This is a genomic window from Streptomyces polyasparticus (genome assembly GCF_014493765.1).
Classification (GTDB): domain Bacteria; phylum Actinomycetota; class Actinomycetes; order Streptomycetales; family Streptomycetaceae; genus Streptomyces; species Streptomyces polyasparticus.
On sequence record NZ_JACTVJ010000006.1, the window covers coordinates 750,974 to 764,741 of the forward strand.

General features: G+C 72.2%; 13 protein-coding genes. 6 read left to right on the forward strand and 7 right to left on the reverse strand.

What is annotated here, in order from left to right; genetic code table 11:
- Positions 1–154 precede the first annotated feature (154 nt).
- A complete protein-coding gene (locus H9Y04_RS15305) occupies positions 155–598 on the forward strand; it encodes an ATP-binding protein (protein ID WP_187814360.1) in 444 nt (147 codons plus the stop codon).
- Positions 599–684: 86 nt separating this feature from the next.
- Here H9Y04_RS15305 and H9Y04_RS15310 read toward each other — a convergent pair whose 3' ends face one another.
- Positions 685–1,275, reverse strand: coding sequence for a class I SAM-dependent methyltransferase (locus tag H9Y04_RS15310; protein ID WP_187814361.1), 591 nt, complete (start codon positions 1,273–1,275; stop codon positions 685–687).
- A gap of 462 nt (positions 1,276–1,737) precedes the next feature.
- Here H9Y04_RS15310 and H9Y04_RS15320 point away from each other — a divergent pair, with 462 nt between their 5' ends.
- Positions 1,738–2,370, forward strand: a complete 633-nt coding sequence (locus H9Y04_RS15320; protein ID WP_187814362.1) for a VOC family protein — start codon at positions 1,738–1,740, stop codon at positions 2,368–2,370.
- A 46-nt stretch (positions 2,371–2,416) separates the two neighbouring features.
- Here the strand turns inward: H9Y04_RS15320 and H9Y04_RS15325 are convergent, their stop codons facing one another.
- Both H9Y04_RS15325 and H9Y04_RS15330 read right to left on the reverse strand, forming a co-directional pair.
- Positions 2,417–2,641, reverse strand: a complete 225-nt coding sequence (locus tag H9Y04_RS15325; protein WP_187814363.1) for a hypothetical protein — start codon at positions 2,639–2,641, stop codon at positions 2,417–2,419.
- A gap of 373 nt (positions 2,642–3,014) precedes the next feature.
- On the reverse strand, positions 3,015–6,374 hold the full coding sequence (locus H9Y04_RS15330; protein WP_187814364.1) for an ATP-binding protein: 3,360 nt from the start codon (positions 6,372–6,374) through the stop codon (positions 3,015–3,017).
- Between the two features lie 165 nt (positions 6,375–6,539).
- On the opposite strand from H9Y04_RS15330, the gene H9Y04_RS15335 reads away from it, so the two are divergent.
- Both H9Y04_RS15335 and H9Y04_RS15340 read left to right on the forward strand, forming a co-directional pair.
- Positions 6,540–7,181, forward strand: a complete 642-nt coding sequence (locus H9Y04_RS15335) for a hemerythrin domain-containing protein (protein ID WP_187814365.1) — start codon at positions 6,540–6,542, stop codon at positions 7,179–7,181.
- Positions 7,182–7,312: 131 nt separating this feature from the next.
- Complete coding sequence (locus tag H9Y04_RS15340) at positions 7,313–7,753, forward strand: DUF4267 domain-containing protein (RefSeq protein WP_187814366.1); 441 nt, start codon at positions 7,313–7,315, stop codon at positions 7,751–7,753.
- A gap of 82 nt (positions 7,754–7,835) precedes the next feature.
- Here the strand turns inward: H9Y04_RS15340 and H9Y04_RS15345 are convergent, their stop codons facing one another.
- Positions 7,836–8,699 (reverse strand): fructosamine kinase family protein, encoded by an 864-nt coding sequence (locus tag H9Y04_RS15345; RefSeq protein ID WP_187814367.1) that lies wholly within the window; start codon positions 8,697–8,699, stop codon positions 7,836–7,838.
- Positions 8,700–8,738: 39 nt separating this feature from the next.
- Positions 8,739–9,725, reverse strand: coding sequence for a glutathione S-transferase family protein (locus tag H9Y04_RS15350; protein ID WP_187814368.1), 987 nt, complete (start codon positions 9,723–9,725; stop codon positions 8,739–8,741).
- Between the two features lie 107 nt (positions 9,726–9,832).
- Between H9Y04_RS15350 and H9Y04_RS15355 the strand changes: the two genes are divergently transcribed.
- Positions 9,833–10,594 carry a DUF899 family protein gene (locus H9Y04_RS15355; RefSeq protein ID WP_187814369.1) on the forward strand — a complete coding sequence of 254 codons (762 nt, stop codon included), beginning with the start codon at positions 9,833–9,835 and terminating at the stop codon, positions 10,592–10,594.
- A 20-nt stretch (positions 10,595–10,614) separates the two neighbouring features.
- On the opposite strand, the gene H9Y04_RS15360 is transcribed toward H9Y04_RS15355, so the two are convergent.
- Positions 10,615–10,986, reverse strand: coding sequence for a VOC family protein (locus tag H9Y04_RS15360; protein WP_187814370.1), 372 nt, complete (start codon positions 10,984–10,986; stop codon positions 10,615–10,617).
- Positions 10,987–11,109: 123 nt separating this feature from the next.
- A complete protein-coding gene (locus tag H9Y04_RS15365; protein ID WP_187814371.1) occupies positions 11,110–11,496 on the reverse strand; it encodes an ArsR/SmtB family transcription factor in 387 nt (128 codons plus the stop codon).
- Between the two features lie 145 nt (positions 11,497–11,641).
- Between H9Y04_RS15365 and H9Y04_RS15370 the strand changes: the two genes are divergently transcribed.
- Positions 11,642–13,708: a heavy metal translocating P-type ATPase gene (locus H9Y04_RS15370; RefSeq protein ID WP_187814372.1), complete on the forward strand. Its 2,067-nt coding sequence runs from the start codon at positions 11,642–11,644 to the stop codon at positions 13,706–13,708.
- Positions 13,709–13,768: the final 60 nt, after the last annotated feature.

The window sequence follows — 13,768 nt, forward strand, 5'->3', positions numbered from 1 at the left end:
CCGGCCGGGGCCGTCCTCGCGACTGTCACCCTGGCCGCGGAACGGCGGCCTTCGGAAGCTGCGGAGCAGCAGCCCTCCGGAGATTCAGGCATCTGCCACCAGCTGAGCGCGGCGCCCCAGCGTCGGAGGCTTCGCAGAACGGAGCGTCACCGCGATGACCGCCTCCCAGTCGGCTCACCTCACCCTGGCCAGCGTGCGTTCCTCGGTGCGTGAGGCGCGCCTGTTCACGGCGCAGACCCTCTCCAAGTGGGGACTGCCCGACGACTCCGAGACCCACTTCGCCACGCAGTTGATCGTTTCCGAACTCGCTACCAACGCCGTGCTCCACACGTGCGGCCTGTCACCGACCTTCACCGTATGTCTGGTCTTGGACGAGAAGAGCACCCTGCACGTCAGGGTCACCGACAGCCATCCGGACTGGCCGCGCCACCTGCCGGCGGCCGAACAGCACGACAGTGGACGGGGCATGGCCATCGTCCGCACCCTGACGGCCGAGCGCGGCGGCCGGCTCGTCGTGCAGTCGACTGATGAGGGCGGCAAAGCCGTGCATGTGTCCTACCCCTGCCCTGAGGCCGCCCCGCGGCACCTTGCAGAGTGAGACGTCCCGGCCCGCCAAGTGGGGCCGAGGCGGAAGCGGTGCTGACTGAGCAGACCCGGGCGATCCACAACTCCCGGGGGAGTGTCTCAGCCCGTGAGGACGGCCACGAGGAACTCGGAACCGTCCTCGTAGGGGATCATGTCCCAAGTGGAGAGGAGCAGTTGAGGTGCCAGGCCGACTGCTTCGGCGTCCTGGAGAAATTGCTCGGGCGGGTAGCCGCGGTCGGTGCCGAACCCCACCACCGCTCGCCCGCCGTTGCTCAGATGCTTCTTGAACTGGCCAAGGACGGTGCGGCGGGTGGCGGGAGCGAGGAACGCCATCACGTTTCCGGCACACACGATGATGTCGAAGCCGTCGCCCGGGAGGTTGAGATCAGCCAGGTCGCCGACCAGCCACTGCGCACCGGGATGGTCGGCGCGGGCCGCGGCGACGAGGGTGGGGTCGAGGTCGACGCCCGTGACGTCGTGACCGGCCTTTGCCAGGTAGGCACCCACTCGGCCGGGCCCACAGCCCGCGTCGAGAATCCGCGCTCCGCGGCCCGCCATCGCGTCGATGAGACGGGCCTCACCATGGAGGTCGGCCCCCTCCTCGGCGAGCTTCCTGAACCGGTCGATGTACCACTGTGAGTGCCCCGGGTTCTCCTTGAGGAGCGCGAGCCAGCCGTTCTCGTTGTTCACCCCGCCAACTATGCCTCACCAACATCCCGCGCCCTGCGGGACCGCGCTGCAGGCATGCCCGCACCCGCTGTGGCCCGCGGCGACGCTGCCCGGCCGTGACCACCCACGACAACGGCCGGCAGGGACCATTCGCGCTCACATGGACCTTTCTGAAGCCACCGCGGGAACGGCCCAGCGCCTCGATCGGCGCGCTGGGCTGCCTCGCAAGTCCCGGGCGGCGGCGCGCCGCTGTGCGCTCCGGCCTTCGCGATTCAGTAGGCGACGGGGCGGCGGAACGCGGCGGGAGGTGCCGTACTGTCCCGCGGGCGAACATTCGCTCGCAGCCCATCGTCGCAGCTCACGGCCTTGCTCGTGTCCCGCGGTGTCCCACGCCCATCGCCGGTACGGCCGACCTCCGCTGAGATGAGGAACACACCGGCCGCACACCGGCCGGCTCACCCACTCGACGAAGGAGCCTGTCCCATGGCGCTCACCGCAACCACCGCCGCCCTCACGGCAATCAGCCTCGAAGTACCCGACATCGAGCAGGCCGAGCGCTTCTACGCGGCCTTCGGCGTCGAGTCGCTCCTGGCGCTGCGTGAGGCCGTCGGGCCGACGTCCGGGTTCCGCGGCTTCACCCTCGCCCTCACGGTTTCGCAGCCCGCCACGGTCGACCACTTCATCAGCCGTGCCCTGGAGGCGGGCGCCACGGCCGTCAAGCCCGCGGCCAAGTCCCTGTGGGGGTACGGAGGCGTGGTGCAGGCTCCGGACGGAACGATCTGGAAGATCGCCACGTCGGCGCGGAAGAACACCGAGCCGGCCGCGTTCGAGATCGACGAAGTCGTCCTGCTGCTCGGCGTCGAGGACGTGAAGGCCAGCCGGCAGTTCTATGCCGATCGCGGGCTGCCGGTCGGCCGCTCGTTCGGGGGCAAGTACGCCGAGTTCGCCACCGGCGCGGAGAGCGTCGCCAAGCTCGCGCTGTACAAGCGCACGGGACTGGCCAAGGACCTCGGTGTGCCCGCTGACGGCACCGGCTCCCACCGCCTGATGCTGACCGGAACGTTCGGCGCGTTCACCGACCCCGACGGATTCCGTTGGGAAGCGCCCGAGGCATGACAGCGCACCGTGTCGCATCCGCTGCGAGCGCAGCCGGCAGCCCACCTCACCATGTCGTCCGCCCGTCGGGGCTGCGCGTTGCCCCGTACGGGTCCTGGTCGGCGGTCGTGGCCCCGAGGCCGACGCGCATGACGTGGCGCATGCGCCACAGCGGGTTCCAGAGGTTGACCGTGCTCTCGCGGACGGACTCCAGGTTCTCCCCCTGCCGGGCCGTGCCTCCGTCGAGACGCATCAACAGGCCGTGGAGTTCGACGAGATGGCGGTTCGCCATGCCGTCGGCCCCGGCAACTGCGCCGCGCCTTTGGACCCAGGCCCCGGCACGAACAACGGGGCTTCGATGCCGAGGACGTTGACCAGGTACCGGCTGTAGTACTGGTCTATACAGAACTCCGGTGCCCACCGCACAGGGAAGGCCCGCAGCCGCCAGAACTACGGCGCCATGCTCGCCAGACCGTGCAGGGCGCGTGTCGCCGTGCTGTTCGGCCGCGCCGGCAGCACGCCGTTGCCACCGCGGCCTATCCGCACACCGCGCGGCTGCGCACCTCGGTCCGGCGCCATCTGCGGCTGGTCGACCCCCGCACGCGGGCATGCCCGGCCACCGCGGGCATGCCCAGTGGTTCCCGCCGCGGAGTCGCGGTGATTTCCTAAGCGGACATGTAGGCCCGCGCGTCAGCCGACCAGTGCGGGGCGTTCCAGGCGTTGGCGATCTCCGCGGCGCGGGTGAAGTGGGCGGCGGCCTCGTCGTCGCGGCCGAGGAGGAGGGCGAGTTCGCCGAGGGTGTGCGCGACCGGGCGCACGGCCAGCGAGACGCTCTCGGCGCCGGCCGGGGGTCCGTCGCGGTGGGGGAGCAGGTCCGCGTAGATCTGCTCGGCGGCGTCGCGGTCCCCGACCGCGACGATCGCCATGGCGCGCAGGCTCGTCAGGAACGTGAAGAAGAAGTCGGGCCGGATCGGGGTCGGTGACGTGCGGGTCCGGCGCGCCTCGTCCTCGTGGCCTGCGGCATGGAGGGCGAGCGTGAACAAGTCGGCGACCATCGGGCCGAGTTGATCGTGGAGCTCGCGCACTTCGTCCAGATGGCCGCCGAGCGTCCCGTCGTTGAGCCGGACCGTCGCCCGCGCGAGGCCGAGGAAGCCGGTGTGCACCGATCCGGTCTGCTGCATACGGCCGACGGCCTCGGCATAGCGCTGCTCGGCTTCGGCGAACCGGCCCTCGATGAGCGCCAGGGACGCGAGCGCGATCTCGGCGGCGCTGATCGCCTCCGGCATCCGGTACGCGCGGGCCAGGTCGAGCGCCTCGCGGACCACGGAGCGTACGGTCGCAGGGGCGTTGGCCGCGGCGGCGTGCGCGGCCAGGCCGAGCAGTCCGGTCACGCGGTAGACCGGCAGATCGTGCTCGGTGCCGATCTCCACCAGCTCGTCCGAGTACTCCTGCCGCCTGGTGTCCTCGGCCAGGACCAGGAGCGCCGCGGCCCGCAGCCGGGGGTCCGAGGTGAGGCCGAGCGCCTCGCGTGCCGCGGCGGTGACTGTCGGATCGTCCTCGCCCACCAGCTCGTTGGCGTACGCGACCAGGAGATGGAAGCGTGCCTCGGGATCGAGACCGGGCCGCTTGAGCAGGCGGCCGAGGCGCTCGACGACGGGGCGGTCGACGGTGCCGTACGTGCGGGCCTGCCAGGGTGTGGGCTCGGTCCAGGCCGTGAACGCGGCGATCACCAGATCGTCGCGGCCGACCGACTCGGCGTACTCCACGGCCTGTTCGCGCGTCTGCCGGGCCGCGGCCACGGCCCCGGCCCGGATCTGCGCGCGCAGCAGCCGGCCGAACAGGTCCACGCGTTCGTCCGGATCGGCACAGCCCGCGACCGCGTCGGCGAGCAGCGCGGCGGCGACGTCGTGGGCGAAGCGCGCCTCGGCCAGTTCCGCGGCCCGCACGCAGTAGCCGACCGCCTTCGGCGAGCCCGCCCTCGCGTAATGGTGGGCGAGCGCCGCGATATCCCCGCTGCCTTCCAGGGCGGCCGCGATCCGGCCGTGCATCCGCGCGGCCCGCAGCCGGCTGACATCGGCGACCAGCGTGTCCCTGACCAGCGCATGCACGAACCGGACGCGCCCGGGCCCGGGCTCGTCGAGCAGTCCGGCGATCACGCCCGCGTCGAGCGCGTCGAGCACGCCGTCCTCGTCGGTGTCGGCGGCCCGTACGAGCACGTCCACCGCGCACTCCCGGCCGGCCACGGCCGCCAGGCGCAGGACGGCCACACCGCTCTCGGGAAGCCTGGCGAGGCGGCGCCGCAGCACGTCCCGTACGCCCTCGGGGACCTCCGAGAGCGCGACCAGCGCGCCCTCGCCGGTAAGGAGCCGTGCGCTCTCGCGCACATAGAACGGGTTGCCGCCGGTCCGCTCGGCGATCCCGGCCACGGTCGTGTCGTCGGCCGCGCACTCCGCGCGTACGAGCCGGGCGACGGCGTCGCCGTCGAGTCCGGGCAGGTCGATCCGCAGCGGCGCGGTGCGGGCCAGGGAGCCGAGCGTCGCGGTGAGGCGCTCGCTCTCGTCCGCGCGGTAGGCGGCGACGACCAGGACCGGGGCCCGTACGCCGACGCTGCCGCCGAGCAGTTCAAGGGTGGCGGCGTCCGCCCAGTGCAGATCGTCGAGGACGACGGCCACCGGCCGGCCGGCGGCGGCCGCGGAGAGCCAATTCCATACGGCCTGCCGCAGCCGGAACCGTCCGGCCGTCGCGTCGCCGTCCACCGGTGCGGAGTCGGAGAGCAAGGGCGCCAGGTCCTGGGCGAACTCCCCGGCGGGCACGCTCGCGGCCACCTCCCGCAGCGCCTCCACCCAGGCCCACGCGGGCGGCGCGCTGTCCACTTCGGGACAGCGGCCGGTGGCCATGAGCCACCCGTCCTGTACGAGCCGTGCGCGGAGTCGGCCGAGGAGCGCGGACTTGCCGAGCCCCGCCTCGCCGGTGACGAGTGCGACGCGGACCCCGCCGGCGGCGGCCTCGCCGGCGGCCGTCATCAGCGCGGCGAGTTCGGTGTCGCGGCCGACGAACAGCGGCGCGGCGGGCCCGGCATCCGACGGTCGCGACACGACGGGTGCGGGCTGGGGTTCACGGGGGAGTCGGGCCGCGGGGCCCGTCGGTACCGCTGAGCGCAGGATGTCCATGCGCTGGGTGAGGATCGCCTCCTCGACGGCCGCGAGATCGGGGCCGGGGTCGAGGCCCAGCTCGTCGGCGAAGACGGTGCGGGCGCGGCGGAGCGCGGCCAGGGCGTCGGCCTGGCGGCCGCTGCCCCACAGCGCCAGGGCGAGCATGCGCCAGCCCTCCTCGCGCAGCGGAGCGTCGCGGGTGAGGCCCTCCGCCTCGGGCACCACGGCGGCGGGGTCGCCAAGCCGCAGTCCTGCCGCGGTGCGCAACTCACGGGCGACCAGGCGGAGTTCGTCGAGCCGGGCGGTCTCGGCCGCGGCCCACGGTGCATCGGCGACCTCGGCGAACGCGGGGCCCTGCCACAGGTCGAGTGCCTCGTCCAGGCGCGCGCGGACGTCATGGGGGCGAGGCATTGCTGAAGCGGACCGTGGTCCGTTACGGTGGGAAGGTGTAAACGGACCGCGGTCCTCTTGCTTTGGGGGTTCCACATGGCGGCGCTCATCTCCCTCGACGAGACCCGCGAACGCCCGTGCCTCGTCGAGCAGTTCCTCGAACCGCCAGGCGTCCACCGCCCCGGGCGGCAGCCGCAGTGCGTAGCCGGGTGCCGCGCTCACGAGGAGGCGTGCGGGGGTCCGCGGAGGGCGGCCCGGTTCGAGCAGGCGGCGCAGATTCGACACGTATGCCTGCAGTGATGCCAGGGCGCGTGACGGCGGTTCGCCGTGCCACAGGTCCTCGACGAGGCGGTCGACCGGCACGACCTGTCCGCGCGCCGCCACGAGGAGGGCGAGCACACCGCGCTGCCGCGGGCCGCCGAGGGGCACGGACTCACCGCTCACCTCGGCCGCGAACGAGCCCAACACCCGGATCATGACCATGACTTGAGCATCGTACGCGCGTTCGCTCCAAGCCTGTGACGTGGGCTCCAAGTCGGTTCCAAGTGCCTTCCAAAACCCGGGGCGCAGTCTTGAGCACATCGAACAGCCGAGGGGCCGGAACAGACGGACCAAGGCCAGGGACAGACGGATGAAGGGCAGCAGCAGATGAGCGTCGACACCAAGGACATGGAGATCGTCCACCGCGCGTTCCGCCGCGAGTCGAGGCTCTTCATCGAGCTCGTCGCGGCCGTCGCCCCCGGCGACACCGCCCGCGCCAAGGTGATCGCCGACCACTTCCGTATCTACCGGCTGGGACTGAAGAATCACCACGAGGGCGAGGATGAGCTGCTGTGGCCGCTGCTCCTGGCGCGGGTCGATCTGCAGGCGGACATCGTCCTGCGGATGGAGGACCAGCACGAGCGCGTCTCGGCCACGCTGGCCCGCCTCGACACGCTGGTTCCGCAGTGGGAGGCCGGCGCCGGGGCCGACGAGCGCGACGCCCTCGTGGCGGCCCTGGCCGATCACCGGGCGGTTCTGCTCGAGCACCTCGACGACGAGGAGGCCGAGCTCCTTCCGCTCGCCGCGGACCACCTCAGCGAACAGGAGTGGGCGGCGCTGGGTGACCACATGGTGGCCAGCACGCCCAAGCTGACGCTGCTCACGCTCTTCGGCCTCGTCCTGGAGGACGCGAACCCGGAGGAGCGCGCCACGCTCCTGTCGGTTCTGCCGGCACCGGTACGCGGCGTCTGGCGCGTGATCGGCCGCCCCCGCTTCGTCCGCCACATCCGCCGTGTCCGCGCGGCCTGACACCGGCCCGCTTCCCACGGCACGCACCACCCGCATCCGGCACGCACCACCTGTACCTGGCATGTGCCACCCGCACCTGGCCCGCACCCGCAACGCACCCGAATCCGACCTGATTTCGCAAGGAGACCACCATGTCGCTCAAGGCCGTCAACACCACCGCGACCGCAGCTCTCGTCCTCTTCACCTTCTGGTTCGGCGGGCAGTACATCCTGACCCCCGAGACCGTCGCGCCCACCTTCGGCCTGCCGAGCTGGCCCGCCGGTGACGGCGGCGGCTTCCTCGTCCTCAAGGGCATCCGTGACGTCGGAGGCGGCCTGGTCCTCGGTGCGCTGCTGCTCACCGGACACCGCCGCGCCCTGGGCTGGGCCATCCTGGCCGAATCCCTCATCCCCTTCGGTGACATGAGCAATGTGCTCGCCCACCAGGGCTCCACGAGTGCCGCGTTGGGTATGCACGGCGCGACCGCGGCGGGGATGGCTGTCCTCGGCCTGCTGCTCCTGCGGGAGACCCGCAAGGTCACCACGGCCCCGGAGCGCGCTCAGGAGTCCGCCCCGGAACTCGCGACGCGTTGAGCGAGGGAAGCGGAACCCGGCCGGCTGCCCCGACCTCGAAGGTCAAGGCAGCCGGCCGGGTTCGCCCGTGTCCGCGGGCGGGTCACAGGAGAAGCGCGGAGCGGGCCGCGGCCAGGGCCTGCTCGGCATAGCCGCGGCCGAACAGCACCGTGTGCACCAGGAGCGGGAACAGCTGGTGCAGTCCGATACGCGCCGGCCGGCCGGCACGGAGCGGGGCGATCTCCTCGTACCCCTCGACGATCTGGGGAAGATACGGGCAGCCGAAGAGGTCGAGCATGGCCAGGTCCGTCTCCCGGTGGCCGCCGTGTGCCGCAGGGTCGATGAGATACGGGTGCCCGTCGGCGCCCCACAGGACATTGCCGTTCCACAGATCGCCGTGCAGCCGAGCGGGGGGTTCGGCGGGTCCCGCGAGGTCCGGCAGCCGGTCGCAGAGCTCCTCGACCGCCCTGGCCTCGCCCGGTCGGAGCGTGCCTTCGTCGACCGCGCGTCGCAGGTACGGCAGGACGCGCTGCTCCGCGTACCAGACCGGCCAGCTGACCCCCGGGCTGTTGTGCATCGGCGCCTGTCCGATGTACGCGTCGGCGGGTCCGCCGGGCGGCGGGGCGCCGAACGCGGGTGCGCCCGCGGTGTGCAGGCGGGCCAGGCCGCGCCCCAACTCCCGTGCTGCCGTGGGGTCCGGGCCGCCCGTCACCACCCGCTCGGTCACCAGCCACCGCTCGTCCCAGCCGAAGACCGTAGGCACCCGCACGGATTCCGCGTCCGCGAGCCACATCAAACCCGTGGCCTCGGCCCGCGTCGCTTGCGGCGCGCGGTTCTCCTTCACCATGACCGTGCGGCCGTCGACGAGCTCCACGACACGGAGGGCTCCTGAGCCGGCCCGTACCGCGGACACCGCGGCGCCGGTGTGCAGTGCGGCCGCCGCCGCGGGATCGGTGGGGGATGACATCCGGCCAGGGTAGGCCGCGCACAGGGGGGTGCGCGTGACTCAGACCAGCGGCGGTACCCGCTCCCCGGCAGGCGGCGGACCCGGCGGGGTGCCCTCGCCGAACGGCCGCCCGCCCAGCTCGTCCCGGCCGTGCGGGGTCAGCCAGCCGCTCGGGTCCGGTCCCTGCGGAACGATCCCGGTCGGATTGATCGTGCGGTGCACACCGTAGTAGTGGGTCTTGATCTGGTCGAAGTCGATGGTGTCGCCGAAGCCGGGCGTCTGGAAGAGATCACGGGTGTACGCCCACAGGGCAGGCAGCTCGGTGAGCTTGTGCCGGTTGCACTTGAAGTGGCCGTGGTAGACGGCGTCGAAACGGACCAGCGTGGGGAAGAGCCGTACGTCCGCCTCGGTGATCGTGTCGCCCACCAGGTAGCGCCGGTGCGCCAGACGCTCCTCCAACCAGTCGAGCCGGTCCCAGAGTTGGCGGTACGCCTTGTCGTACGCCTCCTGCGAGGTGGCGAAACCGCACCGGTAGACACCGTTGTTGACGTCCTTGAACACCTTCGCGGCCACGTCGTCGATCTCGTCGCGCAGCTTCTCCGGATACAGATCGGGTGCACCGTCTCGCTGATGCTCCGACCACTCGCTCCCGAGATCCAGGGTGATCTGCGCGAAGTCGTTGGTGACCACCTTCCCGGTGGGGATGTCGACGATCGCGGGCACGGTGATGCCGCGCGGGTAGTCGGGATCCCGCTTGAAGAACGCCTCCTGCAGACGCTCGATCCCCAGCACGGGGTCCTTGCCGCCGGGGTCCAGATGGAACGACCAGCTGCGCTCGTCGTGCAGCGGTCCGGCGATCCCCATCGACAGGACGCCCTCGAGGCCCATCAACCGCCGTACGATCGCCGCTCTGTTGGCCCAGGGGCAGGCACGGGCGATGACCAGGCGATAGCGCCCCGGCTCCACGGGGCAGCCGTCGCGGCCGTCGGCCGTGATCCGCGTCGTGATGTAGTTCTGATCCCTCTTGAACTCGCCATCACCAGCCATACACAGAGCCTAACCGCCGATGAGTTCCGGTGGCGCCCGGAGTCATCTCCGATGACCGGAACGCGGCGTCGTGAGGCGCCGCCCGCACCTACCGCCACGGAGATCTCATGACGACCGAACTGCCCGGCCGCCCGCCCGTAGCCGACCTGGCCACCTGGCAGGCCGCACGCGACGAGCTGCTGGTGCGCGAGAAGGCCCATACGCGGGAAGGCGACGCGATCGCGGCCGCGAGGCGGCGGCTGCCGATGGTGGAGTTCGACGGCAGTGTCGAGGTGGTGGGGCCCGACGGGCCCGTGCCCTTCACCGACCTGTTCCAGGGCCGCGAGGAGCTCGTGGTCTACAAGCACATGTGGTACGACGGCGCGCCCCACCAGGGACAGTGCGAGGGGTGCACGACCACGGCCTGGCACATCGACGACTCGGTGTATCTCAACGCGCGCGACGTCTCGTTCGCCGTCGTGACCACGGGAGCCTGGGACGAGGTCGCCCCGTTCGTGGAGTTCATGGGCTACACCCAGCCCTGGTACTCGGTGCTTGGCATCGACGGCCCGGCCGGCGGCGAGATGGGCTACCTCACGAGCTATCTGCGCGACGGCGACCGTACGTTCCTCACGTACTCGACGACGGGCCGCGGCAACGAGCGGGTCAACCCCGCCCTCGGGCTGCTCGACATGACGCCGTACGGCCGCGGCGAGCAGTGGGAGGACAACCCCGAGGGCCGGCCCAAGGGGCGCGACGCCTGCTGGACCTGGCGCATGGACGCCGAGGGCAACCCCACCTGGGGCCCGACGGGCCGCCCGACGCCGCAGTGGTCCCGTCCCGGCGCGACCCCGGTGGAGACGCTGGGCCGGAACGGGCACTGTCACTGAGCTTGCAAGCGGACGGCTCCTCAGGCGCGGCAGAAGCAGAACGGATGGCCGGCCGGATCCGCGTACACGCGGAAGCCGCGGCGGCCGTTGTCGTCGTCGAGGTCCAGAGGCATGGCGCCGAGTGCCAGTGCCTGGGCCTCGGCTTCGGCCATGTCCGTGACCGTCAGATCCAGGTGCAGCTGCTGGGAGTTGGTATCGGCGCGCGGCCACTGGGGCGGCTGGTGACCCGGCACGCGCTGGAACGCGATGCGGTGACCGCCGGGCGCGTGCAGCTCGATCCAGTTCTCGTTGTCGTGCTTGATCTCTCCGCCGATCAGCGCCGCGTAGAAGCCGGCGAGCGCTGCCGGGTCGGGGCAGTCGACGGCGACCAGGCAGTAGGTGGCGACGGGCATGTGCTCCTCCTCCGATGGCACGCGGTGCGGGTGCTTTTCGCGGCGAGTGCCCGCCGGTGGAGGTCTGATGCCGTGTGGATGCCGGTGGAGGTCTGATGCCCCAGTGGCCTCCGGTGTCCCGGCTCAGCCCGCTCCGACCGCGCTGACGTCGGAGCCGGTCGCGTCGGGCAGGCCGAGGCGGAGGTGCTCGACGTGGAAGAGCGCCTGCTCGAGGAGTGCGGCGACATGGTTGTCGTGCAGCGCGTAGATGACCGAGCGCCCGCGGCGCTCGCCGGTCACCAGACCGAGGTTGCGCAGCAGCCGCAACTGGTGGGAGCAGGCCGACTGTTCCATCCCCACCGCGTCCGCGAGCTCGGTCGCCGCGCAGGGTCCCTCCTGCAGGCGGGCCAGGATGCGCAGCCGCGAGGGTGTGGCCAGGGCCTGGAGCGTGGCCGCCACATCGGCGGCGCCCACGGCCTCCAGGCGCTCACGCGCGGTGGCGGCGGTGTTGTGATCAGCTCCATGGCCCATGAGGGGCAGTCTATGGGCACCCATACATGAATACCTCTTCATCTATTCCTGTATGGTGAGGATGCGACCCCGGGCACCGCCGCGTGCCGCGCCGGGGTGTGCCCGTTCGCGTCCGTTTCCCGCGCCCCAGAAGGTGCACCGCCTGATGACCTCCACCTTGAATCCGTCGCCCCTGGCGTCGGCCACACCCTCGGCCGGCCCGCCGGGCCCGGGGCGCACCCGCCTCCTCGCGCTCCCCGAGGTGCGCTGGGCCGCCACGGCCACCGCGCTCTTCCTGCTCGCCCTGCCCCTGCAGCTGACCGGCGCCCCCGCCTGGACGTGGGGCCCGCTGTACGCACTCGCCTACGTCACCGGCGGCTGGGAGCCGGCCTGGGCAGGGGTGAAGGCGCTGCGGGACAAGAGCCTCGACGTCGACCTGCTGATGATCGTCGCCGCGCTCGGCGCCGCCTCGATCGGGCAGGTGATGGACGGTGCGCTCCTGATCGTGATCTTCGCGAGCTCGGGCGCCCTCGAGGCGCTGGCCACCGCCCGTACGGCCGACTCGGTCCGCGGGCTCCTCGGGCTCGCGCCCGCCACGGCGGTACGGCTGGGGCGCGACGGCTCCGAACAGACGCTGCCCGTAGCGGAGTTGGTAGTGGGCGACACGATTCTCGTACGGCCGGGAGACCGCGTGGGCGCCGACGGCCGGGTCCTCGACGGGGCGAGCGACGTGGACCAGGCGACCATCACCGGCGAACCGCTCCCCGTGGCCAAGGGGGCGGGCGACGAGGTGTTCGCCGGCACGGTGAACGGTGCGGGTGCTCTGCGCGTACGGGTGGAGCGCGACGCCTCCGACTCGGTGATCGCCCGGATCGTACGGATGGTGCAGGAGGCCTCCGAGACCAAGGCGCCGACCCAGCTGTTCATCGAGAAGGTCGAACAGCGGTATTCGCTCGGCATGGTGGCGGCGACCCTGGCCGTGTTCCTCGTCCCGTTCGCGTGGGGCGAGCCGCTGACCGAAGCGCTCCTGCGGGCCATGACCTTCATGATCGTGGCTTCGCCGTGCGCGGTGGTCCTGGCGACCATGCCGCCCCTGCTCGCCGCGATCGCCAACGCGGGACGGCACGGTGTGCTGGTCAAGTCGGCCGTGGTGATGGAACGCCTCGGACAGGTGGACGCCGTCGCCATGGACAAGACCGGCACGCTCACCGAGGGCGCGCCCCTGGTCACCGAGGTCCGTCCGCTCTCCGTATCCGCGCTGGACGAGGACGAGCTGCTGGCCCTGGCCGCATCCGCCGAGTACCCCAGTGAGCATCCGCTGGCGCGGGCCGTCGTGGCGGCGGCGCGCGAGAAGGGGCTGAGGCTCGGTGCGACCGGTGCGTTCGTTTCCGTGCCGGGCGTCGGTGTGAGGGCGACGGTCGACGGCAGGGAAGTGGCGGTCGGGGCGCCTGACCGTCCGGCGCGAAGCGCCACCGCGGCAGGCGCGGATTCCGAGGCTGTCCGGCGCGAGGCGGCGGAGGGTGGACGGCGCGAAGTGTCCGAGGCGGTCCAGTGCGAAGCATCCGAGGCCGGCCAGCGTGAAACCGCGCGAATCGTCGGCGAGTTGCAGCACCGCGGCCGCACCGTCGTCCTGGTCCGTGTGGACGGCGAGCCCGTCGGAGTACTGGGTCTCGCCGACCGGCTGCGCCCGGGCGCAGCCGCCGCCGTGCGGTCCCTGACGGAACTCACGGGCGAGGCGCCCTTGTTGCTGACCGGCGATCACGCGCGGTCCGCCGCCGCGACCGCGGCCGAGGCGGGCATCGAGGACGTACGCGCCGGGCTGCTTCCCCAGCACAAGGTGGACTCCGTAAGAGAGTTGGCGGCGGCGGGGCGCAAGGTCCTCGTCGTGGGCGACGGCGTCAACGACGCCCCGGCGCTGGCCGCCGCGCACGCCGGTGTCGCGATGGGCCGGGCCGGCTCGGACCTCGCTCTGGAGACCGCGGACGCGGTGATCGTCCGCGATGAACTCGCCGCGGTTCCCGCGGTGATCGCCCTGTCCCGCCGGGCGCGGCAGGTGGTCGTGCAGAACCTCGTGATCGCCGGGGTGTTCATCACGGTCCTGGTCGGCTGGGATCTGGCGGGCACCCTGCCGCTGCCCCTGGGTGTCGCGGGCCACGAGGGATCCACCGTCCTTGTCGGCCTCAACGGACTGCGGCTGCTGCGGGAACGGGCCTGGAGCCGGGCCGCCGCCTGAGGGCCCGTTTCCGAAATTCCTTCCACGGCCCGCCCATCGCGCGCGATACGTGGGGTACCC